The sequence below is a fragment of the Vibrio sp. Vb339 genome (assembly GCF_902751245.1).
Classification (GTDB): domain Bacteria; phylum Pseudomonadota; class Gammaproteobacteria; order Enterobacterales; family Vibrionaceae; genus Vibrio; species Vibrio coralliirubri.
Map to the genome: position 1 here is coordinate 1,003,092 of NZ_CADDIS010000002.1, position 25,828 is coordinate 1,028,919.

Sequence of the window (25,828 nt, forward strand, 5' to 3'; positions counted from 1 at the left end):
CCAATTTAAATATCGGTGGGAATAGCAGTTGAGCTTTTTTTATTTCCAATAGTCAAAGGTGTTCGTCAATGTCACGTACTATTATGCTTATCCCTACAAGCGCTGGTGTTGGTCTTACTAGTGTTAGCATGGGTGTTCTTCGCGCTATGGAGCGTAAGGGCGTAAGTGTTTCTTTCTACAAGCCAATCGCTCAGCCTCGCAGCGGTGGTAACCAACCAGATCTAACGTCTACTATCATCAGCGCAAACAGCGACATTAAGATTGGTGAGCCAATCGCAATGACTAAAGCTGAAGCTTTGATCGGTAGCGAAAAAATGGACGAGCTTCTTGAGTCTGTTGTTGAGCAATACAACAAGATCAACAAAGACGCAGAAGTAACGCTAATTGAAGGTCTAGTACCTACTCGTAAGCACCCATTTGCTAACCAAGTGAACGCGGAAATCGCAAAAACACTTGGCGCGGAGATCGTATTCGTTGCGACTCCTGGTACTGACAACCCTACGCAGCTTAAAGAGCGTATCGAAGTAGCATGTTCTAACTTCGGCGGTACTAAGAACAAAAACATCAAAGGCGTAATCATCAACAAGCTTAACGCTCCTGTTGATGAAGCTGGCCGTACTCGCCCTGACCTATCTGAAATCTTTGATGATGCAGACAGCGCTCAACAAGCGAACCTTGAAGTAATGCAAATCTTCAACTCTAGCCCTATCCGTGTTCTTGGCTGTGTGCCATGGAGCATCGATCTAATCGCAACTCGTGCGGTTGATATGGCTAAGCACCTTAACGCTGAAATCGTTAACGAAGGTGAAATCTCAACTCGTCGTATTAAGAGCATCACTTTCTGTGCACGTTCTCTACCGCACATGATTGAGCACTTCAAACCAGGTTCACTGCTAGTAACTTCTGCAGACCGTCCTGACGTTATCGTTGCTGCGGCTCTTGCTGCGAAAAACGGTGTTGAGATTGGCGCAATCCTACTGACTGGCGGGTACGACATTCCAGAAAGCATTGCTAACCTTTGTGCACCAGCATTCGCTTCAGGTCTACCGATCTTCAAGGCTCAAGGTAACACTTGGCAGACGTCTCTAAACCTACAGAGCTTCAACCTAGAAGTTCCTGCAGACGATAAAGAGCGTATCGAGTTCGTTAACGATCACGTTGCAAGCCACATTGATGGCCCTTGGATTGATTCTCTATCTGAAGGTACTCAAGGCATCCGTCGTCTAAGCCCACCAGCATTCCGTTACCAGCTAACTGAATTTGCTCGTAAAGCGGCTAAGCGCATCGTTCTTCCTGAAGGTGATGAGCCACGTACAGTTAAAGCTGCGGCTATCTGTGCTGAGCGCGGTATCGCAACGTGTGTACTTCTAGGTAACCCTGAAGAAATCCGTCGCGTTGCAGCGCAGCAAGGTGTTGAGCTTGGCGCTGGCGTTGAGATCATCGATTCTGCATCAGTTCGCGAAAACTACGTAGCTCGTCTAGTAGAACTTCGTGGCGCTAAAGGTATGACTGAAGTTGTTGCTCGTGAGAAGCTAGAAGACTCAGTATTCCTAGGTACTATGATGCTTGAAGCTGGCGAAGTTGACGGCCTAGTTTCTGGTGCTGTTCACACAACGGCGAATACAATCGTTCCTCCGTTCCAGATCATCAAGACTGCTCCTGATGCTTCTATCGTATCTTCAATCTTCTTCATGCTTCTGCCTGATCAAGTGCTTGTATACGGTGACTGTGCGATCAACCCAGATCCAACAGCTGAACAGCTTGCTGAAATCGCTATCCAATCTGCAGATTCTGCTGCGGCATTCGGTATCGACCCACGCGTTGCTATGATCTCTTACTCTACTGGTGAATCTGGTAAGGGTGCAGACGTAGATAAAGTACGTGAAGCAACCAAACTTGCTCAAGAGAAACGTCCTGATCTAGTGATCGACGGTCCTCTACAGTACGATGCAGCAATCATGGAAAACGTAGCCGCTTCTAAAGCGCCTAACTCTCCAGTTGCCGGTAAAGCGACAGTATTCGTATTCCCAGACCTAAACACGGGTAACACGACTTACAAAGCTGTACAGCGTTCAGCAGATCTAGTATCTATCGGTCCAATGCTTCAAGGTATGCGCAAGCCAGTAAATGACTTGTCTCGTGGCGCTCTAGTAGACGATATCGTTTACACAGTAGCTCTAACGGCTATCCAAGCAGACCAAGCTGCACAAGCTGAAGAAAAAGTAATTAACTAATTTTTCTTTTGTAGAAAGCAAAAACCCTAGATTTTTATCTAGGGTTTTTTATGTCTGGAGTAAAGGAACTACTTTGTAAGACTAGCCTCGTCCATGCGGCGATTCTAAATCCAGATCTGGCCCTTTGGGTACCACTTGAGTCGGATTGATACCCGTATGGCTGTAGTAATAGTGACGCTTGATATGATAGAAATCGGTCGTCTCTTTAATACCCTCTATTTGGTACAACTCTTTTAAGTACCCTTGAATATGTGGGTAGTCCGCAATTCGCTGCTTATTACACTTAAAGTGCCCAACATAAACCGCATCAAATCGAACCAGAGTGGTAAACAAGCGCCAATCCGCTTCTGTAATCTCACTACCCGCCAAATAGCGATGTTCGCTAAGGTGAGCGTCTACTTTGTCTAGGGCTTCAAACAATGCGTCATACGCTTCTTCGTAAGCTTCTTGTGTTGTCGCAAAGCCAGTGCGATAAACGCCGTTGTTGATGGTTGGGTAGATATAATCATTCCACTCATCAATCTTCTTGGACAACTCCCACGGGTAGTAATCATCGGTGTTACCCGTTAGCTCGTTAAACTCTGAGTTAAACATGCGAATGATTTCAGACGACTCGTTACTCACAATGGTGTTGGCTTTCTTATCCCACAACACAGGCACCGTTACTCTACCCGAGTAATCCGGTTTGGCTTGAGTGTAGATTTGATGCATGCGCGTATGACCGAATAGAGGTTCAGGTAACCCCATTTGCCACCCTTCACTCATCATGTCGGGGCAAACTACTGTCACATCGATGTGATCGGTCAGGTCTTTCAGTTCACGGAAGATAAGGGTTCGGTGCGCCCAAGGACAAGCTAACGATACGTATAAGTGATAGCGGCCGCTTTCCGGCTCAAACTGCGCGCCCGGTTTATTCTCTACCCAGTGACGAAAGCCCGCATCTTCACGAACAAATTTACCACCGCTTTCTTTGGTGTCGTACCACACATCGTGCCAAACACCTTCAACTAACTTACCCATATCCAAACCTCTGTCATCCAAGCTTTTCTCTAGTATAAAAAAAGCCAACTTTTTCAAAACTAGAAGAAGTTGGCTTAGTTGTTCGAATTATTTGATGAAGCTTATTTAATATGGATCTTTAGATACAAAAAAAGCGCAACTCATAAACAAGTTGCGCTTAAGCCTGTCACAGGCTGAACCGGTTTAAATAGGCTCTAGACTTGCACGTGCAAGCAAGATACTGCGTGTACGTCATCGCCTTGGATAGTTGGCTTAGTTTGCGCACACGCCTCTGTTGCTTGTGGGCAACGTGTACGGAACACACAACCTGATGGAGGATTGATTGGCGATGGTAGATCACCTTCCAACATCTGAATCGTTTTGTTGCGCTCTAGACGAGGGTCTGGAATCGGAACGGCAGACATCAACGCTTTGGTGTACGGGTGCTTAGGGTCAGAGAATAAGGCATCTGATTCACCAAGCTCTACCGCGTTACCTAGGTACATCACCAAGACACGGTCAGAGATGTGTTTAACCACTGACAAATCGTGCGCGATGAATACCAAAGACAAACCAAGCTCTTTCTGTAGCTCTTTCAGAAGGTTAACTACTTGAGCTTGGATAGATACATCGAGTGCAGAAACCGGTTCATCACAGATGATCATCTTAGGCTTCAAGATAAGCGCACGTGCAATACCAATACGCTGACACTGACCACCAGAGAATTCATGTGGGTAACGGTTGATTACGTTTGGTAGTAGACCAACCTTTGCCATCATCTCTTTAACTCTGTCCTTCACTTCTTGTTTAGAAAGTTCAGGAAAGAAAGTCTCTAGAGGCTCAGCAATGATATCGCCTACTGACATACGTGGGTTAAGCGACGCTAGCGGGTCTTGGAAGATCATCTGAATCTCTTTACGAGTCTCACGACGCTTCACTTCCTGCATCTTAGTTAGGTCTTGACCTAACCACATCACTTGCCCTTCAGTCGCTTCAACCAAGCCGATAATCGCACGGGCAAAAGTCGACTTACCACAACCAGACTCACCTACTACACCAAGCGTTTCGCCTTCGTAAAGGTGAACATCAACACCATCAACCGCTTTAAGGTTTGATGGTTTTGCCCAAGGCCAAGCAGACTTAGCTGCAATGCTAAAGTGAACTTTCAGGTCTTTAATATCTAATAGTAATTCTTTACTCATTTTGTCCAAGTCTCCCAATCTGAAAAACAAGCACGCTGACGGTCTTTAGCAAATGGCTGCAAAATCGGTGCTTCTTGCTTACAACGGTCCATTACACGGTGACAACGGTCTTGGTAAGGACAACCTGTTGGTAGGCGAAGTAAGTTAGGTGGGTTACCTGGAATCGTCGGTAGAATTTCACCTTCGGTATCCAAACGAGGAATCGCTTTAAGCAGGCCTTCCGCATATGGGTGGCTTGGCTCGTAGAAGATTTCATCAACCGTGCCGTATTCCATTGTACGACCCGCGTACATCACAAGTACTTTGTCACATGAGCCAGCAACAACACCCAAGTCATGGGTGATCATGATGATTGCCGTATTGAACTCATCTTTAAGTTCGTTCAGCAATTCCATGATTTGCGCTTGAATGGTTACATCCAGTGCCGTTGTTGGTTCATCAGCGATAAGCAATTTAGGACGACACAGCAGTGCCATTGCGATCATCACACGCTGACGCATACCGCCAGAAAATTCGTGCGGATACATGGTAATACGTTTACGAGCTTCAGGAATTTTCACCGCTTCAAGCATTCGTACTGATTCTTCAAACGCTTCTGCTTTACCCATGCCTTTATGCAGCATAAGTACTTCCATCAACTGATCACTTACTTTCATGTAAGGGTTCAGTGAGGTCATTGGATCTTGGAAGATCATAGCGATCTGTTCAGCACGAACCTTGTTCAGCGCTTTTTCAGGCAGGTTGAGGATTTCATTGCCTTCAAACTTTGCACTGCCTGAGATGATGCCGTTCTTAGCCAGCAGTCCCATCAGTGCAAATACCGTTTGTGATTTTCCTGAACCCGACTCACCAACAATACCCAGCGTTTCGCCTTGGTTAAGTGAGAAGTTCAAGTCGTTTACTGCGGTTACGATACCATCTTGCGTGGTAAATTCGACGCGCAGATCTTTGACATCTAATAAGCTCATTATTGCTTCCTTAATCTTTTATAGCTTTTAATTGCTATTTCGTTATCTGTCTTTTGGATCAAGCGCGTCGCGCAGACCATCACCTACGTAGTTAAAGCAGAACAGCGTAACTACCATGAATGCCGCAGGGAATGTTAATTGCCAGATTGCAACTTCCATTGTTTGCGAACCTTCTTGAAGCAATGCGCCCCAGCTTGTCATAGGCTCTTGAACACCAAGACCAAGGAAAGATAAGAATGATTCTGTAAGGATCATGCTTGGAATAAGCAGCGTAGAGTAAACCGCTACGATACCCAGTACGTTCGGTACGATGTGACGTGTAATGATCTTCCATTTGCTTACACCACATACGTGTGCAGCTTCAATGAACTCTTTACTACGTAGGCTCAACGTTTGACCACGTACAATACGCGCCATATCTAGCCAAGCAATCGCACCAATAGCAACGAAGATTAGGACGATGTTACGACCAAAGAACGTTACCAGTACGATTACTAGGAACATGAATGGTACTGCGTACAAGATCTCTAGGATACGCATCATCACTCGGTCAGTACGACCGCCGATGAAGCCTGAAGCTGCACCGTAAAGCGTACCAATCAATACCGCTACGAAGGCACCCATCACACCAACCATCAATGAGATGCGGCCACCGACAAGAGTACGAACGTACAAATCACGACCTAAGCTATCTGTACCAAACCAGTGATCCGCATTCGGACCAACGTGCATTGCGTACCAATCAGTATCGTCATAAGTGTACTGAGCCAGCATTGGTAAAAAGATAACTGCCAGTACCATAAGCGTAAGAATGAACAGGCTCACCATCGCAGCTTTGTTTCGCATGAAACGAATGCGCGCGTCCTGCCACAAACTACGACCTTCAATCTCTAAGCTCTCAGAGAACTTTTCGATCGCTTCTAAATTTTCTTTTTTCTTCAACATAACCATGCGTCCCTGTTAGTAGCGAATTTTCGGGTCAATCAGCGCTAGCAAAATATCAACGATTGCGTTGAACAAGATGAATAGGAAACCAATCAAGATGGTTACACCCATTACTAGCGAGTAGTCACGGTTAAACGCGGCGTTAACAAACAGCTTACCGATACCTGGCAGGCCGAAGATGGTTTCAACAACAACTGAACCTGTGATGATACCTACGAACGCAGGTCCCATGTAAGAAACAACAGGCAGCATTGCTGGCTTAAGTGCATGTTTTAGAATGATATAACGGTAGCTTAGGCCTTTTGCACGAGCAGTTCGGATAAAGTTACTGTTTAGCGTTTCAATCATGCTACCGCGAGTAATACGAGCAAAGGTTGCTACGTAAAGAAGAGACATCGCGATAACAGGCAGCACGATGTACATGAATGTACCGCCATGCCAACCACCTGCTGGGAATATGTTCCAGTGCAGGGAGAAAAGGTAAATAAGCGCCGGTGCCAACACGAAGGATGGCATCACCACCCCGAGCATGGCGGTCGACATTATGGTGTAGTCGACCCAGGTATTGTGCTTCAAGGCGGCAATCGTCCCGACGGTGACCCCCATCAATAGTGTGAAGATAAAGGCAACGAAACCTACCTTCGCAGATACTGGAAGTGCAACCGCGATCAGCTCATTTACTGTGTAATCTTGGTATTTAAAAGAGGGACCGAAGTCACCTTGTAAGATATTTGTCAAATACGTGGTGTATTGTTCAAATACTGGTTTATCTAAGCCGTATTTAGCTTCGATGTTAGCCATAACTTCTGGCGGTAATGGACGCTCGCTTGAAAACGGGTTACCCGGTGCGAAACGCATGAGAAAGAAAGATATAGTGATCAACACCAACATGGTTGGAATCGCTTCAAATATCCTTTTCATAATGAATTTAAGCATAAACTCACTCTTTCAGTCTGTGACAATTAAAATTAGAAAGACGCTACATGCGCGCCCTGCGCATGTAGTGTCTGTATCGTTATAGTTATATTAACTTTTTAGAATCGAAGCTTATTATTGAGCTTTGATATATAGGTCTTTCGAGAAGATCTTGTCTTCCGCGTTGTTGATTGGGAAACCACCAACATGCGGGTTAAGTAGACGTGATTTCACGTATTGGTAGATAGGAGCGATTGGCATGTCGTTTGCCATTAGCGCCTCAGCTTCTAGGTAAAGTGCTTTGCGCTCTTCTTCTGAAGTTGAGTTAAGTGCTTTATCGATGATTTTATCGTAAGCCGCGCTGTCGTAGTGAACACCACCGGTAGTGTTGTTACTCTTCATTAGCGTTAGGAACGAAGACGCTTCGTTGTAGTCACCACACCAACCAGCACGTGCTACTTCGAAGTCACCAGAATCTTTAGAAGATAGGTACGTTTTCCACTCTTGGTTCTCAAGTGTTACAGAAAGACCCAGTGTTTTCTTCCACATAGAACCTAGCGCTACAGCAATCTTCTTGTGGTTCTCTGAAGTGTTGTAAAGTAGGTTGAATTTAAGTGGGTTATCTTTACCGTAACCTGCTTCTTCAAGAAGACGTTCTGCTTCTGCGTTACGCTCTTTTTGAGACATCTTACCGTAAGCTGGTAGCTCAGGATCGAAGCCAGCTGTGATTTCAGGCGTTAGGAAGTACGCAGGTTTTTGACCTTGCGCTAGGATAGCACCTGTTACGATATCACGGTCGATTGCGTAAGAGATTGCTTGGCGAACACGAACATCATCAAATGGTGCTTTCTTCGTGTTGAAGATGTAGTAGTAAGTACATAGGTTACCCGCTACAGATACATCTTCCGCGTACTCTTTTTGAAGACGCTTGAAGTGCTCAGTTGGAAGTTCGTTTGTGAAATCGATTTCGCCAGATAGGAAGCGGTTCATTTCCGCTACTTGGTTTTCGATTGGTAGGAAGGTTACTTTATTTAGAACCGTCTTATCGTTGTTCCAGTATTGGTCGTTACGCTTTAGAACTAAACGCTCGTTAACAACCCATTTATCAACAGAGAATGCACCGTTACCAACGAAGTGGTCAGGCTTAGTCCATTGATCACCGAATTCTTCAACAGTAGCCTTGTGTACTGGCTTCATTGTTGTGTGGCCCATCATCATTACGAAGTATGGTACCGCTGTTTCTAATTCAACAACAAGCGTGTTTGCATCTACAGCTTTAACGCCTAGCTCACTCTTGTCTTTCTTACCCGCTACGATGTCCTTCGCATTCGCCATCTTGGTATATTCCATGTACCAAGCGTATGGAGAAGCCGTTGCAGGATCAACTGCACGTTGCCAGCTGTAAACGAAATCTTCAGCTGTTACAGGATCGCCGTTAGACCATTTTGCGTCTTTACGTAGGTGGAAAGTGAATGTTTTGTTGTCTGTCGTTTCCCAGCTTTCAGCAACGCCAGGGATAGTATTACCTTCGCCGTCTTGGTTCACTAGACCTTCTAGAAGATCACGAATTACGTGAGATTCTGGTACACCTTGAGATTTGTGTGGGTCGATAGTCGCAACTTCAGTACCGTTACCGCGAACAAGTTCCTGAACTTTTGCTAGTTCTGTACCTGCTGGAACTTCAGCAGCGATAGAAAGAGTAGAAGTGGCAGCCACTGCCAAACCAGCACCTAGAAGAAGGGCCTGAGTGATTTTATTCTTGTACATTTAATAAACTCCAAGTTTTTCGTATTGCATCCATGACTTCTTTGCTTGGTTCACTGAACGGCAGTGATTTAGATTTATTTAGCTCAAATTTTAAGCATAAAAATCTAAAACCTTACAAAGATTGAGGCACACACTATCAACCATTGAAGTAATTTGCCATAAACAAGTCGCAAAAAATCGGATAATTCTCCGAATTACTTAAGGTAATAGTGTAAATCTCTAATAAAAACCTAATGAATAGTGAGTTACACATAGGGATTAATTAAAAAACAGCCTTTAGTGTTGATGTATCTGTATTGATACTTTTTTTTAGCATCTTATGCTAGAACACAGACGGCAAATTAACATTAATGCCACATGAAATCTAATTGCACATCACATATCCCCTAAATAGACTCCACTATTTGTGAGGATTATCACTTTATACAAAACAGCATAAAGCACTGCACCAAAACAGATTTAGAAACGCACCAAGACAGACAAAATCACGCACCGAATTTATATGCAACTTGAATGATTAACCATTTATTAATACAGCGCTTATTTATAAATGACTTTGTAGCACGCACAAAAAAACCGACGTTCAACGTCGGCTTTTTACTGTCTCAATCAACAGAGCGAATTTTTGGAGCAACATCATATTGCGAGAATTATTTCTCCCAACGCTCCGCAGCTTTTGTATCTGAATCGCGAGAATCAACCCAGCGAGTTGTTTCAGTGGTACGTTCTTTTTTCCAAAACGGCGCTTTGGTTTTCAGAAAGTCCATAACAAACTCACACGCTTCGAAGGCAGCGCCACGATGCGCACTGGATACACCAACGTAAACGATTTGGTCACCGATATCTAGGTCACCCACGCGGTGAATCACTCGCATCTTCTGAATAGGCCAGCGCGCCTCAGCTTGATCACAGATCTCGCTCAGTGATTTCTCTGTCATGCCCGGATAGTGCTCCAGAGACAAACCAATCACGTTATCGCCAAGGTTCATGTCGCGAACTTTACCAACGAACGTCACAATCGCTCCGGCAGCTGTACCTTGAGCCAAGTAGTCGTATTCGTCGCCTACAGAGAAATCCTCTGTTGTCACTAATACTCTTGGATCCATGCTCAGCCTCCAGTCACTGGTGGGAAGAAAGCGACTTCATCGCCGTCTTTCACTTCAGTCGTCAAAGGCACAATAGATTGGTTAAGCGCAGCCAGAAGCTTGCCCTCTTCCAATGCGATATCCCATTTGCCTTCTTGCGTGACAAGGTGGCTGCGAATCGCTTCGATGGTGCTGAATTGCGCATCAACTTCTAGGCTATCAACACCGACAAGTTCACGAGTTTGAGCAAAGAAAAGTACAGTGATCATGATTCCACCTTAAAGTGTCCAGATTTACCACCCGTCTTCTCTAACAGGCGTACGTTCTCGATAACAATGTCTTTCTGAACAGCTTTACACATATCGTAAATCGTCAGCGCAGCAACAGAAGCAGCCGTTAGCGCTTCCATTTCTACGCCCGTCTTACCCGCAAGCTTACATACCGACTCGATACGTACCTTATTTTCAGACTCGATCGCTTCAAGCTGCACTTCTACTTTCGTCAGTAGTAAAGGATGACACAGTGGAATCAAGTCCCAAGTTTTCTTCGCCGCTTGGATACCCGCAATGCGTGCCGTTGCGAAAACATCACCTTTATGGTGGCTACCAGAGACAATCAGCTCTAACGTTTCAGCAGACATCTGTACGAAAGCTTCCGCTCTCGCTTCACGTACCGTTTCCGCTTTAGCCGATACATCGACCATGTTTGCTTCGCCAGACGCGTTAATGTGTGTAAATTGGCTCATACTCAAACCGCCTTATACAGAAAGGTGTGGCATGAAGTTACAAGGGCGATGGCTAGCATCCATCTGTTGCTTGATGATCTTAGTCCAACCTGTGCGGCAAGCACCTGTAGAACCTGGCATCGCAAAGATTACTGTGTGGTTAGCAAAGCCCGCAATCGCACGAGATTGAATTGTCGATGTACCGATCTCTTCGTAAGATACTTGACGGAATAGCTCACCAAAGCCTTCTACTTCTTTGTCGAACAGTGGCTTAAGTGCTTCTGGCGTGCTGTCACGAGATGTGAAGCCCGTACCGCCAGTGATCATAATCGCTTGAACGCTTTCGTCAGCAATCCACTGAGATACGATCGCACGGATCTTGTACATGTCATCGATAACGATTTGCTTATCAACCACGTTGTGGCCTGCTTCTTTAGCATGCTCAGCTAGGTAACCACCTGACGTGTCATTTTCTTCTGTACGAGTATCTGAAACGGTTAGTACTGCGATATTTGCTGCTTGGAATTTGCTTTCTGCGTGACCCATTTGTTCACCTATATAAATTTTTCATTAGACTGATTCGCTCAGCCTAAAGAAGCTGAGCGATAAAATGCTTTAGAGTATATAGCGGGTTAACCGCCGATTGACGCCAAGTTTGGAGTCATGCCGCTGTTGCCATCGTGTAAGAAGTGGCTAACGGACTTGGTTTGAAGCTGAGCCTGAATTCGATCAATGAGCTCTTGCTCTTGTTGATCTTCTTGAATCAGATCTCTCAGTTCAACACCATGGTCGCCAAACAGACATAAGTGAAGTTTACCGGTCGCAGAAACGCGCAGTCGGTTACAACTCTCACAAAAGTCTTTCTCGTAAGGCATGATCAAACCGATTTCACCCTTGTAGTCTGGGTGGACAAACACTTGCGCCGGGCCATCGTTAACGGCTTTGACTTTTAACAGCCAACCATTAGCAATAAGCTGGTTGCGAATCGCAACGCCAGACACATGATGTTTATCGAACAACTCGTCCATCTCGCCGGTTTTCATCAGCTCGATAAAACGTAATTGAATAGGTTTGTCTTTGATCCAATTAAGGAAGGCTGGTAATTCCTGACTATTGAGGTCTTTCATTAATACGACGTTGACTTTGACTTGTTCAAAGCCAACCTCAAACGCTTTATCAATGCCTCGCATAACCTCAGTAAACTTATTCTCACCAGTGATCTGATGGAACATGCGCGAATCTAAACTATCCACGCTCACGTTTATATGGGTTAAACCAGCATCACGCCATTGCCCTACTTGTTTCTCCATGCGGTAGCCATTCGTTGTAGTGGCCACTTTTTCGATGCCTGGAGTAGAAGCAACGGTATGTATGATTTCAGGAAAGTCTTTACGCAGACTCGGCTCTCCGCCTGTAATGCGGATCTTTGAGGTACCACAATCTGCAAACGCTTTAACAACGCGTTTGATCTCGGGAACACTTAAAAAAGACGAGTTTTTTTGCCCTGACGGTTTATAACCATCTGGCAAGCAGTAAGTACATTTAAAGTTACAGACGTCTGTAACCGACAAGCGCAAGTAATAAAACTTGCGATGGAATCTATCTTCGAATTGTTGCGCCACGGAACACCTTTCCAAACACGGGAGGCATAATCATTTCCAATTAAGCCCTTGTGACAACATGTCACTGGCTCTTGATGCGTATCGGTACAGCAAATACCACTGTGCGACTTAGCATGCGAGAGCTCGGAGTTATGGCAACTGAGCGTTATATTCACACGCGCAGTAGCTGAGTAATAAAATACTTAATATTTGTACGTGAATCTAGCTCTGATGGTAAAAAACGGGTCACATCGGCAAAAAAAACGTATCAAACGCTCAAAATAACTCTTGTTGAGTATATAGCGAGAAGCATTTAACCTAAATTATAGTTGGTAATAACCTAACAAGAACAATAAATGAATATTTACTCTTCAAAGAAAGTCGTAGCAATCGGCGGTGGCCATGGCTTAGGTCGCATGTTAGCTGCATTAAAAGACTTTGGTAACAACGCAACTGGCATTGTTGCAACGACAGATAACGGCGGTTCCACCGGACGTATTCGAGATTGCCAAGGTGGCATCGCATGGGGAGATACACGCAACTGTATCAACCAATTAATTACAGAACCTTCAATCAGTTCGATGATGTTCGAATACCGCTTTCGCGGCCAAGGTGAGCTAGACGGTCATAACTTAGGTAACCTAATGCTGACGGCGTTAGACAACCTTTCCGTTCGCCCATTGGAAGCGATTAACCTGATTCGAAATATGCTCAAGGTCGATGTCAATATCGTCCCGATGACCGAGCACCCTTCTGACCTCACCGCTCTATCAATGGACGGCCGCTGGGTAACCGGCGAAACCAACGTTGATGACATGACGGAAAAGCTGCGCATGATGGACTTGTCTCCAGAAGTGCCAGCAACCAAAGAAGCCGTTGCTGCCGTTGAGCAAGCAGACTGCATTGTCCTTGGCCCTGGAAGCTTTTTAACCAGTGTGATGCCCCCTCTTCTCCTTCCAGAGATTGGGAAAGCCATAGCTGAAAACACCAAGGCAAAAGTTATCTTCGTTGAAAACCTGTCTCCTGAACACGGTCCAGCAGGGAAAATGACGCTTCAAGAGCAATTGGAGTGGTGTGAACGTACCTGTAAGGCAAGAAAGATAGACATTGTGTTGGGCAATGAACCACACCCTGAATTAGAAGGGCAATGGAATTGTGTGACCACAGATCTTGCATCGGCAAACCGAGATTGGCGACACGACCGTGTGAAGCTTCAACAAGCCATTGAAGCCCAGTTAACTTAAGCCGTCAGTTAAAGCGACAGACAACAAAAAAGGAGCATCATGCTCCTTTTTTAATCTCAGTAATAACTCGCCGTTTTAAAGATCCGTCATCAACTGCTGATATTCAGTGTATGTTGACAACAGGAGCTCTTGCATATCTTGAAAATCAACCTCTGTCACCGGCAACGCTTGCTTCACTTTTGCATCTAAGCTAATCGCAAAACTACACAAAGAATCCGCGCCAAAACTTGCTGCGCTGCTCTTAAGTGCATGACTGATATCAGCCAAGTACTTAGAGGTATCCGACTCTTTATTTATCTCTAAGTGCTCGTAGTAGCCTTTCAACTCACCTAAAAAGATCTCCAGTAAAACCGGAACATTCTCTTGCCCAATTTCGCCGGCAAGCTCATCAACTTTTTGCTGATTTAATACTTTCGTCATTATTATTTTCTTATTGTTTGATGATTACTGCTTCGCATTCCACGTTTGCAACTTACGGTATATCGTCGATGGACTGACATCTAAGAAACCTGCCGCACGGGGGATGTTGCCATCACACGCTTTAATGGCTTGTTCGATAGCCGTTTTCTCAGTGATCCACAATGGGAAAATATCTTTTACCGTGATGTCTTCATTCTGCTTCTCTTTCAATCGCAGACTGTTTTCAATCGGTTGGTTCAACGGTGGTGGAAGCATGTTGAGAGTAATCTCTTTGCCGTTATTCAATACCACCACGTTTCGCAACACGTTTTGTAGCTGACGAACGTTACCCGGCCACTCATATTGATTAAAGCGATCAAGTACTTCCTGAGCAAAACGTACAAACGCCTTCCCCTCCTCGACCGACATGTAACCAAGCAGCGAATACGCAATTTCGATGACATCTTCACCACGCTCGCGCAATGGCGGCAAGTGCAGTGGAATCACGTATAAACGATAGTATAAATCTTCTCTAAAGCGACCTTCTTGTACTTCTTTCCAAGGGTCACGGTTGGTCGCACACACAAAACGAACATCCACACTCTTCATCTTCGAAGAGCCCACTTTTTGGAAGGTACCGGTTTGGATAAAGCGCAGCAGCTTAGTTTGCAGCTCTAAGTCCATTTCGCACAACTCATCAAGGAACAGTGTTCCACCATCAGCAAGCTCAGCAGCACCTTGGCGATCGGTCGCAGCACCGGTAAAGGCACCTTTAACGTGGCCAAACAGCTCACTTTCAATCAGATCTTTAGGGATAGCGGCACAGTTAATCGCGATGAAAGGCTTATCGCCACGCTTACTCGCCGCATGAATGGCTTCTGCACATACCTCTTTACCGGTACCACTTTCACCAGTAATGAAAATGCTCGCCTTACTCGATGCAGCAGAATCGATAGTTCGGTAAACCTGCTGCATGGTTTGGCTGCTGCCGATAAAGCCTTGGTAGTTCTGGTTTCCCGGGTGTTCCGAGCTGTTTTTAAGCTTGGTGGCTTTGCGGATCGCGTTGTTCACCGTAATACGGAGTCGGTCGGCTTCACACGGTTTGATAAGGAAATCTTGAGAACCATGACGCATCGCTTCTACAGCAGTATCGATAGAGCCGTGAGCCGTCATGAAGATAACCGGAACTTCAGGGTATTTTTGTTTTACAGCAAATAGCACGTCCATACCCGTCATATCAGGCAGACGTAGATCTAATAAAATAAGGTCTGGGATTCGATGATTCAAACTCTCGATTGCATCGCGGCCAGTGCCAACAATGTTGATATCAATTTCGAGCGGTGTAAGATACGAGCGATATAAAGCTGCTACCGAAGCGGTATCCTCTACCATCAACAAATACTTCGATTTGTTATCTAGCGTTTTTGATTGCATATCCTAGCCATTTATAATTTGCATTTCTTATTATAGTCGCATTCCGCTTTGCATTATGCAAATTAGCCACAATATTTGTAGTGTGTTTTTTTACTTACTTCAAACAATCAATGTTTTATCTATCTGGCACGAACGATGCAACAGTACAAATGACCTTCGGGTCACCTAGCCAACTGACGTTGTTAGTGGACCGAGTGTTCACAAACGTAAGCCAGTAGAACATTTACTACTGGCTGTTTTTTTGTCTGAAACACTCTCAATTCTTGTCTTGAGGGGATCACTTCTCGAGTGAAAAGTGAGATTAGCTGTTGGTAATAAACTGCTTTCTTAACTGCTCAATTTCATCACGCTTCTGTGCGGCCAATTCAAATTCTAGATTCTGGGCATGCTGATACATCGCAGCTTCTAGCTTGCTGATCTCTTTATCAAGCTGTTGCGGCGTAAGTACTGCATAACTTTCAGAAGGCTCAGCCACCTTAGATAAAGGAACTTGCTTCGATTGGCGCTGCTGCTTCGATTTGGTTAGATCACCCAGTTCCATAATATCTTTAATATTGCGTTTCAACGCTTGCGGCGTGATACCTTGCTCTTCGTTGTAGGCTTGCTGTTTCTCACGACGACGATCGGTTTCATCAATCGCTTTTCTCATCGACTTAGTAATCGAATCACCATAAAGGATCGCTCTACCTTCCAAGTTACGCGCAGCACGACCAATGGTTTGAATCAGAGAACGCTCAGAACGTAAGAAGCCCTCTTTGTCTGCATCAAGAATCGCCACCAGCGATACTTCAGGCATATCCAAACCTTCACGAAGTAAGTTAATACCCACTAACACGTCGAACTCGCCCAAACGTAGGTCTCGGATAATCTCGACACGCTCAACCGTATCAATATCCGAGTGCAAGTAACGCACTTTAACGCCATGCTCACTTAGGTATTCGGTTAAGTCTTCTGCCATTCTCTTGGTCAACGTGGTAACCAAAACACGCTCTTCTTTCACTGAACGGATTCTGATTTCAGACAGCAAGTCATCCACCTGCGTCGCGACAGGTCTTACTTCGATGATTGGGTCTAACAGACCAGTAGGACGTACCACTTGATCAGCAATCTCGCCATCTGATTTTTCAATCTCGTAATTACCTGGTGTTGCCGACACAAAAATCGTTTGTGGGGCTATAGACTCAAATTCTTCAAACTTCATTGGACGGTTATCCAATGCAGAAGGCAGTCTAAAACCAAACTCGACCAAGGTTTCTTTACGAGAACGGTCACCTTTATACATCGCACCAATTTGCGGCACAGTCACGTGTGACTCATCGATGATCAGCAAACCATCATCAGGCAGGTAGTCAAATAACGTTGGCGGCGCTTCCCCTTCCGCACGGCCGCTCAAGTATCGTGAATAGTTTTCGATACCGGAACAGAAGCCAAGCTCAGTCATCATCTCAATATCAAACTGAGTTCTTTGAGAGATACGCTGCTCTTCCAAAAGCTTATTGTTGTCTTTTAAGTATTGAGCACGATCGCGCAGTTCGTCCTTGATGTTCTCAATCGCCTCAAGGATTTTTTCTCTTGGCGTTACATAGTGAGTTTTTGGATAAACCGTAAAGCGCGGCAAGTCTCTTTGTTTCACCGCACCAGTCAGAGGATCAAAAATACTAATGCAGTCCACTTCGTCATCGAACATCTCAATTCGAACCGCATCTTGGTCAGATTCAGCCGGAAAGATATCAATCACCTCACCACGAACACGGAACTGACCACGTTCAAAGGCGACATCGTTTCTTGAATATTGCAGCTCAGCCAATCGACGCAGGATGTCTCGCTGATCCATCACCTCGCCACGACTCAAATGAAGCATCATCTTCAAATAAGACTTAGGATCACCCAGACCGTAGATAGCCGACACAGAAGCCACAATGATGGCGTCTTTTCGTTCTAATAAGGCTTTGGTTGCCGAAAGCCTCATTTGTTCGATATGAGCGTTCACAGACGCATCTTTCTCGATGAACGTGTCCGTGGTTGGAACGTAGGCTTCAGGTTGGTAGTAATCGTAGTAAGAAACGAAATACTCAACGGCATTGTTTGGAAAGAAAGATTTCATCTCACCGTAAAGTTGAGCCGCCAGTGTCTTGTTAGGCGCTAACAGAATCGCAGGTCTTTGAGATTGGGAAATGACGTTGGCAAGGGTAAAGGTTTTACCTGAGCCCGTTACCCCTAGTAGAGTTTGATGTGCCAAACCAGAATCTAATCCGTCTAGTAATTTGGTTATCGCTGTCGGCTGATCACCGGACGGGCTGTAGTCCGATACCAAGTCAAAGAGTTTACTCATAGGTCGCCATTTCCATACTGTTTTTTTAATCAGGTCATTGTCACTCTAGGAGGAGTGTCGTTGCAACAATTATCTAGAGAAATGCATCTTAAGATCAGAGATCAGTTATAGCTTTTATTTTGAGAACTTGGTATTATCCGTGCCCCTGCAAAGTTTCCCCAGCTAAATTACTCGAATTTTAATCCACTACTTTTCCCCAAAAAACCTAAAAATACCGCTTGTTTTACTGTTCGTTTTATAATCTACAAAAGTTATACAATTGCGACATTTGGCTATAAATCTTTTAAATACATTACGTTAGATAAGATTTTTACATTTTTCGATTTATCCCGATTATTGTTGTTAAAGTTTCACACACACACTTATCCACAATTTTGGTGGATAACTAAAGCAAAGCTAAATCCTATAAGGCGTTCAAGAAAGTAAAGTTTTTTATCTTACTTTTTTCTGATATTTTTTATTGACAGAAATCCGGACAATTATTAGAATTCGCGTCGCTAACAAGCAATTCCCCTTTAGTTCAGTTGGTAGAACGGCGGACTGTTAATCCGTATGTCGCAAGTTCAAGTCTTGCAAGGGGAGCCAAATTCAGAAAAAAGCTCAATCGAAAGATTGGGCTTTTTTCGTATATAACTGCGACTAACTTGTTCCAAGTTAATGTCACAAACCTAGCCGCCCGCGTTCAAGTCTCGACAAGGGGGCCAAATTTAAAGAAGCCGCATCACTCGATGCGGCTTTTTGCGTTTTAGTCGAAACAAAAGCTCTACAGGCACAGCTTTGATTAGCTAACATCCATAAAAAAACGCCTCACAAGGAGGCGTTTGGGCTTAGTGACTAAACTGAGCGTTATTCTAGATGAGACGTCGTTTTAGCGGTTATGCTTCTGCTGTAACAACATTAGTCTGAGTCTCTTTACCGGCTTGGTCTTGATCAAACCCTTCATGCAGGTGGTAGTAGCGCTTATAAACAAGAGCACTTACCGTCATTAGAATCGCTGGTAAACCTACCATCATAAACTGCAGTCCCATGATAGTGCTGTCAGACTGTTCCACGTTTGGTACATAACCCACCACAGACAAGCCCATACCAACAATAAAACCACCAGCCGCGCCTGCAAACTTAACAAGCATCGTTTGAACAGAGAAGATAACACTCTCACTGCGACGACCTGTTTTGTGTTCACCGTAATCAACAACATCTGCCAGCATTACAGTTTGCAGTGCGTTAGCGATACCCACACCAAACTTGATTGCAGCACCTGCGATACCGATTAGAATCGCGTTACCTGGAGCGATAAAGCCCATGATAAGTAGAGTGATACAAGACAGCACTGGGAAGCCACAAGCAATAATCCATAGGTGCTTGCGTGGTAACACTGATGCAATACGAGGGAACAAGAATACGCCTGCAACTTCAGCGATACCTGCCACCATCATATAAACGGGGAACAAGTCAGCGTTGCCTAAAGCGTAAGAGAAGTAGTAAATCGCAAAACCACCAACCAATAAGTTTGCTATTTGGAACGACAATACGGTACCAATAAGTGCTTTTAGTTGGTCATTCTTACCAATAATAACCATTACATCTTTAAAGCTGAAACGCTCAGCTGGTTTGGCATTTGCTGGTGCCGATTTTTCTTTTACGTTGCGAGCAATCAAGAATGCACTCATCACGAACAGAACAGCAATCAACATAGCAACGTTGAAGAAACCTTGTCCTTGGTCGCCATCACCCAGTTTACCGACAATGTGTAGCCCGTAAGTACCCGTAATAAACCACGCCAAGCTAGCAAACAATCGTGGCCAAACAACCAGCTTTTCACGTTCTTGACGAGAGCTCGATAGTGCAGGAATCAAAGACCAGTATGGAATATCCATAATAGTGTAGGTAAGGCCCCACAGAATATAAGCAGCCGCTGCATAAATGTATAACGTGGTGCCTTCAAACATATGCGTACTAAAAAGGCCAACAAGCACTACAGCATTTAACAGAGTTCCGATCACTATCCAAGGACGGAATTTACCAAACTTAGAGCGTGTGTTATCAACGATAACGCCCATCATTGGATCGGTCACCGCGTCGACAATGCGCGCGGCCAAAAAGATAGTACCCACGAACGCCGCTGACAGCCCTGCAACATCGGTGAAGTAAAACATTAAAAAGATGTAGATTGGAGCACAGGCAAAATCTTTACCTAAAGCCCCAAGTCCATACGATAATTTGGTTTGTAGAGTAATTTGATCAGACATAGTATTTCCTTCAGGCGCGTAACTTCATCTCCTAACAGACGTTGAAACGCTTACCTTTTATTTATAATAATTTATCCACTCAAGTTCAGTTTTAGAGCCACTCTGTGGTCGCTTCTTAAAACACTCAAGTATCAAGTCCGACGCTAATGTAACCATTCCAACGCACAGATACTGTGATCAATAACCACTCAATGGAAACGTTTTCAGTCAAATATCTAAAGTGAGAGATCGAACAATAAAACCCTCGAATTGATAGAGAATATCGCTAATTAAAGTGCTCAAAACAGTTCGTAGTGTGAAGTAACGCATGAGAACGATTACATAAGTGCAGTATCACACTGGGAATACCTACAGTTCTCCAATCTCTAAGGGCACATCAAATTGATTAGATAGCTCATGACGGCTTATTAAAGGCAATAAAAAACCGCGTAATTTCACCTACGCGGTTCGTCAAATATAAGGTCTATGTTAAAACTTACTCGATACGTTCAAACTTAATCAGCATCGCTGTTTCTGCATCGAGTATTGGCATCGTCAGCCCCACCTCGGCACACCAAGCACCTGATAATTCACAGCCAGACTCTGTCCATGGCGGTTGATAATTCACAATATCATCGTAGTTTGAAGGTTTATCAATCACAGAGATCTTGTATAGGCTTTGTGGATCTAGCCCAGGTATCCGCAAATGGCCACTCAACGAATTGGTTGGCATCGCCAACTGTGCGATCATCACCACCGCTTCTGACACATCTTCGGAAACGACCGCATGGATTTGATGGGCACTATCGTCCGTTGGTACTCGCCAAGTTCTCCCGCTATGCAGTAACGGGCGCAGCATCTTATGTAGCTTGATGTAGTGTTCAAAGCCCTGCTTCTCTTCTTGAACTTCTTTCACAGGGTCTAATTCAATCCCCATATGACCAAACAGTGCTGTTAGGCCACGAAACTCAATACTATGACGACGACGAGTGCTGTGGCAGTGGCTCGCGCCAATATGGCTTCCCATTACCTCAGGAGGGAAGAAGTAACTCATCCCGCGCTGAATCGTTTGTCTTTCTAAGGCATCGTTATTATCTGAAGCCCAAAAACGTTGCGTACGCTTAAGAACCTCAAAATCGATACGACCACCACCAGCCGCACACGATTCAATATCAACCATAGGGTGCTTCTCTCGAACTTTATCGACCAACTCATAATAACGAGCGGTTTGTTGATGAGCCGCAGCCCTGCCTAGATGCGCAGGTTGTACAACCTCTCGGTTCATATCCCACTTAATGTAAGCAATGTTGTACTGACTTAAGAAGTGATCAAGGCGCTCAAACAGAAAGTCGAATGCTTGTTGATTCTGAAGATCGATAACATATTGATTGCGACCCGTTGGTTGGTCATAGCCGTCAACCGCAAGCAACCAGTCTGGATGGGCTCGGTATAAGTCAGAATCCTTATTGATCATCTCAGGTTCGAACCACAATCCAAACTCCATACCCAACTGATTAACGTGTTCAACTATCGGCTCTAAACCATTTGGGTACTTTTCTTCATCTAAGAACCAATCCCCTAGCGCAGCCTTGTCTCCGCAGCGCCCTTTGAACCAGCCATCGTCAATGATAAAACGCTCTACTCCCATATCCGCGGCTTGGCTAGCCATCGACATAATATAATCAGGATCATGGTCAAAATAGATGCCTTCCCATGTATTAAGATGGATAGGTCGAGGCTTTTGCGCGAAAGACTCCGGCAAGATCGAACCACGCACATGGGAGTGGAACTGATGGCTCATTCCATTTAAGCCTTCCGAACTGAAACTGGCATACAACCAAGGTGTCGTTAAGCTTTCACCTTCATCCAATGCAATCTCACCCGGTAGATAAATAACTTCCGCTTGCACGTAGCGACGACCGTCTGCTTTTACATCCGCGCGCAGTCTGTGGTTACCACTCCAAGCGAAGTGAATTCCCCACACATCACCTGCCATTTCATTGAAGTTAGCGGTACCAACAACCATCGCTGGATAATGTTCATGAGACGTTCGTCCGCGGCGATTTTCTTGTTGATAGCCCCCTTGCTGTAAGGGTTGGCGCACCGTTTGGAACTCATGTGCCCAGCGGCCGTAGTACGTCATCAACTCATTAGCTCTTGCTGGTAAAGGCAAAGTATTAGCGAGACGGTTCACCTGATAAAGGCCGGCTTTAACGTTGGTTAAGGTGTGACGAGATTTCACAACGTCATGTTTATCAAGGCATAACTCGGTTGTTAAATGTAAGCCTGCACGCATATCTTCACTCTCAATGATTAAGCTAGATGGTGTTTGTTGAATATCCGTAATAGAGAAAACAGGCGCCCAGTCCAACCCATCTCGGTGCCCTTCTAATGCCGGACTGCTGAAAACGCCGCGCCCGAGTTCAGGGCTCAGCGACATAGCGACATCATTATCAAGGCGACCGTAAGGAACAGGCCTTTGAAGAGAAACACGAAAGTTCGCTAGATCGCAACGAACTGGAACTCCCCAATGCAGAATTTCGGCGAAATCACCAAGTTCAACGATCAGTTGCGAGTCTTTACCCGTAATTTCTACTAGGGATTTATTCGTCATTTTATTTAACCTTAACGCGTTTAATTACCCCGTATCATAATTATTGAGCTGAGAGTTTCTGTGATCAAACCCAAAATCATGAAAACGTTTCCATTAAATATTTTGAGATTAATAGATTCAAATAATACCCCCTAATTCAAAGATTTATGCCAACCACCATCTCAACGCATATGCTCCTAATCCCCAAAAATAGGGGTATTCCACATTAAATAAAGCGCTATAACGTTAAAATAAATAGGAGTTTAACAACAATTTACCCATTAAAATTCAACGCTTTATGGTGAGTCTTTAATTTGAAAATTGGCTCAAACACATTTCCTCTTGAACTCACCACACCACACTCGTATTCTTAACCTTTAGAGTACAACTATGAAGTGTCTCCCTGGGTCCTAACTTTTACATTCCAGCTTGACGGTATAGAACGCAATGCCTGTAGCCTAGCTTCGGCATTGAATTTAATACTTGCTTCCTTGTCTCACATGCCCAGTTATCATTGACTGGGCTGCTTTTCCCCTCAAAAAAGCCCCAAACCCTTACTAGTTCTAGCCCCACATCACTATTACCGATGTTCGAACACAACGAGCAACTTCAACTTTAGCGCACGATCAACCCCCTCCTCCCCTGAAATAGAAAACGATTCCATTAAAACCCCACAGAAACCTCTATAAAACTGCCACTACAAGCTCAATAACCAGATCAAAATCACACAAAATAATCACAAACCCATCAATAGCGTAAAAATGCCAACCTCATCATGAAAACGTTTCCATTGTTTATTTACACTCTCGCTCGAGTTAGGACTCAAACATAAAAATATCCATAAATAAAAAATAATGGAGACACTTCATGAAACAAAAAATGCTAGTTAAAGCATTAGGATTCACTCTGGCCCTCACCCCATTAATCAGCTTCGCTGCAGTGGAAAACGTAACGTATTTTGGTTATGCGAAATGGGGCAACATCTACACCGATAATGACCAACATAACGATGGCAAAGGAGAACGAAACGACGTTATTCGAGCTGGTCAAGGTTACGGTAACTACCGTTTAGGTAATGAACTGAATTGGTGGGAAGCGGGTGTGAAAGCCGATGTATGGCGTGACAATGACGCTTATTTTGATACCACGATTTATCTAGGCAGCGGTGATAGCTGGGGGGACGTCAGTACGATTCAGCTTTGGTCGGCGGGTCATGGCCTTATCGAAGGACAACCTAACGCGAAAGTATGGGCCGGAGAACGTTTCTACCGACGCCATGAAGTCCACATGATTGACGTGAAATACTGGGATACATCCAGTACGGGTTTAGGTATTGAAGATTGGGATCTAGGGTTTGCAGATGCACATTTGGCCTGGATGGCGCCAAATTCTTCAAGTGACGATGGGCGTAGTCTTCACAATATTGATGCTCGCTTAAGCGGTATTGAATTGAGTGACACAGCGGATCTTACTCTTGGTTTGAACTACGTGACCACGCAAAACTCGAGCTACGACGATAAAGACATTACTACTTCTGGCGCAATGCTCTCTGCTCTTTACCGTCAAGCTTGGAACTACGGTTCAAACACCTTGGCCTTCCAATACGGTACTGATGCCTTAGCTGGCGGATTAATGAGTGCTGAAGGTGGTTCAGACAAAAAGTACAGCACTGGCGTCGAACATGATGGCTACAGCTGGCGTCTATTTAACCATGGTGATTTAAATATCAGTGAAGATGTTCAAGTCATGTACTCCATCGCTTATCAAGATAACAACCTAGATAACAACGATGGTGAGAAATGGTTCAGTGTGGGTGCTCGTCCTCAATATGCTTGGACAGATTATATGTCGACAGCACTTGAAGTCGGTTACGAAACGGTAGAAGCACAAAACGGCTCTGGCACCAATGATATGTACAAAGTGACTGTCGCTCAAATGTTCCAAGCTGGCAAAGGCGTATGGGCTCGCCCATCTATCCGTATCTTTGCAACTTACTCTGAATCCAACAACGAATGGGATCGTGGTAACGAGACTTATGGAACGGCAACAAGCATCAATGCCGAGACTGTTGACGAGATTACCTTTGGTTTCAACGTAGAAACTTGGTGGTAAACCACCACACCCGAGCGTCTATTCAATCAACGAATTGACGCTCAACACTGGAATAGCAATTTAACGGGGAAAGCCGATGTTTTCCCCTTTACTAAGGTAGCAATCAGATGAAATTAAAAGCATTGGTGATCATTGTCGCTGCACTCACCGTTAGCGCATGCAGCGGAATACCTGAAAAGGAACTTAATACTGATTTCAATGAGAGTGCATGCTGCTCTCAGCTAAGTGCGCTGCCAATGACGCAATTGTCTGTTCCATTCCACCAACAAGTGATTATGGACGGTCATTTACCGACCCTTTCCTCTTCATTGTTAAATGACAATACACAAACGGATAGCCAACGCTTTCCGACCATCGCGTACCAAATCAGTGACACGACAGAATCGCTGTCCTTACTCATTCGTTCATACATTAAAAATGATGCGCTATTCGCACCGTCTATCTACGTCTTTGACAAACAATGGCGACTGCTTGGTCAATACAGGACTAACGACTTCACTTACTACCCGACAGCGATGCAAGGGTTAGAAAGAATTGAAGCATCAATTGCACTCGAACCTCAACGAGACAACGCGCAATTTATTGTGGTCAGCGCCGATAGCACTAAGTTAGATAGCGCCATCAATCGAATTCATCCTGAAGATCTGTATTCAGAATCTCAGCAGATTATTGGCAATAAGCAACTGCCGTTGACTGCGACGTTGAGCAGCGTAGGTGTCATTGATGTTACGGCGAGCCAATCAACAAACAGTGCGGTTTTGACCCTATTGGCTGAGCTTGGCGTTTCATCCAACAATGAACCCGAAACCTTAGGTTCAACGCAAGTTTCTCAACCATCAACTCAGACAGTTGAAACCAATCAAAAGGCGCAATGGTTGAATATCCAAAAGGACATTGACCAAGCCCTAAACAACAATGACATCAAACAAGCCGCATTTATTGCTAATCAAGCGGCCGAACAGGGTATGCCCGAAGCAAAAGATTATTTATTAAAACAGCTCGCTGAATAGCTGAATAGCTCAATAGCTCAATAGCTCAATAGCTCA

At 44.7% G+C, this 25,828-nt stretch carries 20 protein-coding genes, 1 tRNA gene and 1 riboswitch; of the genes, 5 read left to right on the top strand and 16 right to left on the bottom strand.

Translation table 11 applies throughout. The features are described from left to right. Nucleotides 1–68: 68 nt before the first annotated feature. Nucleotides 69–2,234 carry a phosphate acetyltransferase gene (gene pta, locus HRQ85_RS13145; protein ID WP_017069189.1) on the top strand — a complete coding sequence of 722 codons (2,166 nt, stop codon included), beginning with the start codon at nt 69–71 and terminating at the stop codon, nt 2,232–2,234. A gap of 81 nt (nt 2,235–2,315) precedes the next feature. Here pta and HRQ85_RS13150 read toward each other — a convergent pair whose 3' ends face one another. From HRQ85_RS13150 to moaA, 11 genes are all read right to left on the bottom strand, one after another. After that, entirely contained in the window at nt 2,316–3,254 is a 939-nt protein-coding gene (locus HRQ85_RS13150; RefSeq protein ID WP_172379813.1) for a glutathione S-transferase family protein, read from the bottom strand. A 194-nt stretch (nt 3,255–3,448) separates the two neighbouring features. Then, nucleotides 3,449–4,435: a murein tripeptide/oligopeptide ABC transporter ATP binding protein OppF gene (gene oppF, locus HRQ85_RS13155; RefSeq protein WP_009848634.1), complete on the bottom strand. Its 987-nt coding sequence runs from the start codon at nt 4,433–4,435 to the stop codon at nt 3,449–3,451. Then, nucleotides 4,432–5,403 carry an ABC transporter ATP-binding protein gene (locus HRQ85_RS13160; RefSeq protein WP_012603544.1) on the bottom strand — a complete coding sequence of 324 codons (972 nt, stop codon included), beginning with the start codon at nt 5,401–5,403 and terminating at the stop codon, nt 4,432–4,434. The genes oppF and HRQ85_RS13160 overlap by 4 nt, the downstream gene beginning before the upstream one ends. 42 nt (nt 5,404–5,445) lie before the next feature. Continuing rightward, nucleotides 5,446–6,348 carry an oligopeptide ABC transporter permease OppC gene (gene oppC / locus HRQ85_RS13165; RefSeq protein WP_017062173.1) on the bottom strand — a complete coding sequence of 301 codons (903 nt, stop codon included), beginning with the start codon at nt 6,346–6,348 and terminating at the stop codon, nt 5,446–5,448. Between the two features lie 15 nt (nt 6,349–6,363). Then, nucleotides 6,364–7,284: an oligopeptide ABC transporter permease OppB gene (oppB, locus tag HRQ85_RS13170; RefSeq protein ID WP_017062174.1), complete on the bottom strand. Its 921-nt coding sequence runs from the start codon at nt 7,282–7,284 to the stop codon at nt 6,364–6,366. 114 nt (nt 7,285–7,398) lie between these two features. Next, the gene (locus HRQ85_RS13175; RefSeq protein WP_048610543.1) at nt 7,399–9,030 is read right to left on the bottom strand and encodes an ABC transporter substrate-binding protein; all 1,632 of its coding nucleotides are present in this window, start codon (nt 9,028–9,030) and stop codon (nt 7,399–7,401) included. 650 nt (nt 9,031–9,680) lie between these two features. Further along, nucleotides 9,681–10,136: a molybdopterin synthase catalytic subunit MoaE gene (gene moaE / locus HRQ85_RS13180; protein WP_081230609.1), complete on the bottom strand. Its 456-nt coding sequence runs from the start codon at nt 10,134–10,136 to the stop codon at nt 9,681–9,683. Between the two features lie 2 nt (nt 10,137–10,138). Further along, nucleotides 10,139–10,384 (bottom strand): molybdopterin synthase sulfur carrier subunit, encoded by a 246-nt coding sequence (gene moaD, locus HRQ85_RS13185; RefSeq protein ID WP_019823606.1) that lies wholly within the window; start codon nt 10,382–10,384, stop codon nt 10,139–10,141. Then, the gene (gene moaC / locus HRQ85_RS13190) at nt 10,381–10,860 is read right to left on the bottom strand and encodes a cyclic pyranopterin monophosphate synthase MoaC (RefSeq protein ID WP_004734026.1); all 480 of its coding nucleotides are present in this window, start codon (nt 10,858–10,860) and stop codon (nt 10,381–10,383) included. Before moaC ends, moaD begins: the two co-directional genes overlap by 4 nt. Nucleotides 10,861–10,872: 12 nt before the next feature. Further along, on the bottom strand, nt 10,873–11,385 hold the full coding sequence (gene moaB, locus HRQ85_RS13195; protein WP_017084034.1) for a molybdenum cofactor biosynthesis protein B: 513 nt from the start codon (nt 11,383–11,385) through the stop codon (nt 10,873–10,875). 86 nt (nt 11,386–11,471) lie between these two features. Continuing rightward, a complete protein-coding gene (gene moaA / locus HRQ85_RS13200; RefSeq protein ID WP_009848642.1) occupies nt 11,472–12,461 on the bottom strand; it encodes a GTP 3',8-cyclase MoaA in 990 nt (329 codons plus the stop codon). Next, nucleotides 12,450–12,602: riboswitch (molybdenum cofactor riboswitch) on the bottom strand. It overlaps the preceding gene by 12 nt. Nucleotides 12,603–12,796: 194 nt before the next feature. Between moaA and HRQ85_RS13205 the strand changes: the two genes are divergently transcribed. Then, the gene (locus HRQ85_RS13205; RefSeq protein WP_050620882.1) at nt 12,797–13,684 is read left to right on the top strand and encodes a YvcK family protein; all 888 of its coding nucleotides are present in this window, start codon (nt 12,797–12,799) and stop codon (nt 13,682–13,684) included. Between the two features lie 75 nt (nt 13,685–13,759). Here the strand turns inward: HRQ85_RS13205 and luxU are convergent, their stop codons facing one another. From luxU to uvrB, 3 genes are all read right to left on the bottom strand, one after another. Beyond that, complete coding sequence (gene luxU / locus HRQ85_RS13210) at nt 13,760–14,104, bottom strand: quorum-sensing phosphorelay protein LuxU (protein WP_048611583.1); 345 nt, start codon at nt 14,102–14,104, stop codon at nt 13,760–13,762. 24 nt (nt 14,105–14,128) lie between these two features. After that, the gene (luxO, locus tag HRQ85_RS13215; protein WP_004734031.1) at nt 14,129–15,517 is read right to left on the bottom strand and encodes a quorum-sensing sigma-54 dependent transcriptional regulator LuxO; all 1,389 of its coding nucleotides are present in this window, start codon (nt 15,515–15,517) and stop codon (nt 14,129–14,131) included. A gap of 301 nt (nt 15,518–15,818) precedes the next feature. Continuing rightward, nucleotides 15,819–17,849 carry an excinuclease ABC subunit UvrB gene (gene uvrB, locus HRQ85_RS13220; protein ID WP_017062180.1) on the bottom strand — a complete coding sequence of 677 codons (2,031 nt, stop codon included), beginning with the start codon at nt 17,847–17,849 and terminating at the stop codon, nt 15,819–15,821. Nucleotides 17,850–18,358: 509 nt separating this feature from the next. On the opposite strand from uvrB, the gene HRQ85_RS13225 reads away from it, so the two are divergent. Further along, nucleotides 18,359–18,434, top strand: a tRNA-Asn gene (locus HRQ85_RS13225). 290 nt (nt 18,435–18,724) lie between these two features. Here HRQ85_RS13225 and melB read toward each other — a convergent pair. Then, nucleotides 18,725–20,098, bottom strand: coding sequence for a melibiose:sodium transporter MelB (gene melB, locus HRQ85_RS13230; protein WP_048611582.1), 1,374 nt, complete (start codon nt 20,096–20,098; stop codon nt 18,725–18,727). A 475-nt stretch (nt 20,099–20,573) separates the two neighbouring features. After that, nucleotides 20,574–22,691 (bottom strand): alpha-galactosidase, encoded by a 2,118-nt coding sequence (locus HRQ85_RS13235; RefSeq protein WP_172379814.1) that lies wholly within the window; start codon nt 22,689–22,691, stop codon nt 20,574–20,576. Nucleotides 22,692–23,537: 846 nt separating this feature from the next. On the opposite strand from HRQ85_RS13235, the gene HRQ85_RS13240 reads away from it, so the two are divergent. Together HRQ85_RS13240 and HRQ85_RS13245 are read left to right on the top strand one after the other, a co-directional pair. Then, nucleotides 23,538–24,782, top strand: coding sequence for a carbohydrate porin (locus HRQ85_RS13240; RefSeq protein WP_172379815.1), 1,245 nt, complete (start codon nt 23,538–23,540; stop codon nt 24,780–24,782). Nucleotides 24,783–24,889: 107 nt separating this feature from the next. Next, the gene (locus HRQ85_RS13245) at nt 24,890–25,792 is read left to right on the top strand and encodes a MalM family protein (RefSeq protein WP_172379816.1); all 903 of its coding nucleotides are present in this window, start codon (nt 24,890–24,892) and stop codon (nt 25,790–25,792) included. The last annotated feature ends 36 nt before the right edge of the window (nt 25,793–25,828 follow it).

Excerpts from the sequence above, each read along its gene's own strand:
- oppF (WP_009848634.1), bottom strand. The coding sequence starts at position 4,435 with ATGAGTAAAGAATTACTATTAGATATTAAAGACCTGAAAGTTCACTTT.
- melB (WP_048611582.1), bottom strand. The coding sequence starts at position 20,098 with ATGTCTGATCAAATTACTCTACAAACCAAATTATCGTATGGACTTGGG.
- HRQ85_RS13175 (WP_048610543.1), bottom strand. The coding sequence starts at position 9,030 with ATGTACAAGAATAAAATCACTCAGGCCCTTCTTCTAGGTGCTGGTTTG.
- moaE (WP_081230609.1), bottom strand. The coding sequence starts at position 10,136 with ATGGATCCAAGAGTATTAGTGACAACAGAGGATTTCTCTGTAGGCGAC.
- pta (WP_017069189.1), top strand. The coding sequence starts at position 69 with ATGTCACGTACTATTATGCTTATCCCTACAAGCGCTGGTGTTGGTCTT.
- moaD (WP_019823606.1), bottom strand. The coding sequence starts at position 10,384 with ATGATCACTGTACTTTTCTTTGCTCAAACTCGTGAACTTGTCGGTGTT.
- HRQ85_RS13245 (WP_172379816.1), top strand. The coding sequence starts at position 24,890 with ATGAAATTAAAAGCATTGGTGATCATTGTCGCTGCACTCACCGTTAGC.
- HRQ85_RS13160 (WP_012603544.1), bottom strand. The coding sequence starts at position 5,403 with ATGAGCTTATTAGATGTCAAAGATCTGCGCGTCGAATTTACCACGCAA.
- luxO (WP_004734031.1), bottom strand. The coding sequence starts at position 15,517 with ATGCAATCAAAAACGCTAGATAACAAATCGAAGTATTTGTTGATGGTA.
- oppC (WP_017062173.1), bottom strand. The coding sequence starts at position 6,348 with ATGTTGAAGAAAAAAGAAAATTTAGAAGCGATCGAAAAGTTCTCTGAG.
- uvrB (WP_017062180.1), bottom strand. The coding sequence starts at position 17,849 with ATGAGTAAACTCTTTGACTTGGTATCGGACTACAGCCCGTCCGGTGAT.
- moaC (WP_004734026.1), bottom strand. The coding sequence starts at position 10,860 with ATGAGCCAATTTACACACATTAACGCGTCTGGCGAAGCAAACATGGTC.
- HRQ85_RS13150 (WP_172379813.1), bottom strand. The coding sequence starts at position 3,254 with ATGGGTAAGTTAGTTGAAGGTGTTTGGCACGATGTGTGGTACGACACC.
- moaB (WP_017084034.1), bottom strand. The coding sequence starts at position 11,385 with ATGGGTCACGCAGAAAGCAAATTCCAAGCAGCAAATATCGCAGTACTA.
- HRQ85_RS13240 (WP_172379815.1), top strand. The coding sequence starts at position 23,538 with ATGAAACAAAAAATGCTAGTTAAAGCATTAGGATTCACTCTGGCCCTC.
- luxU (WP_048611583.1), bottom strand. The coding sequence starts at position 14,104 with ATGACGAAAGTATTAAATCAGCAAAAAGTTGATGAGCTTGCCGGCGAA.
- HRQ85_RS13235 (WP_172379814.1), bottom strand. The coding sequence starts at position 22,691 with ATGACGAATAAATCCCTAGTAGAAATTACGGGTAAAGACTCGCAACTG.
- HRQ85_RS13205 (WP_050620882.1), top strand. The coding sequence starts at position 12,797 with ATGAATATTTACTCTTCAAAGAAAGTCGTAGCAATCGGCGGTGGCCAT.
- oppB (WP_017062174.1), bottom strand. The coding sequence starts at position 7,284 with ATGCTTAAATTCATTATGAAAAGGATATTTGAAGCGATTCCAACCATG.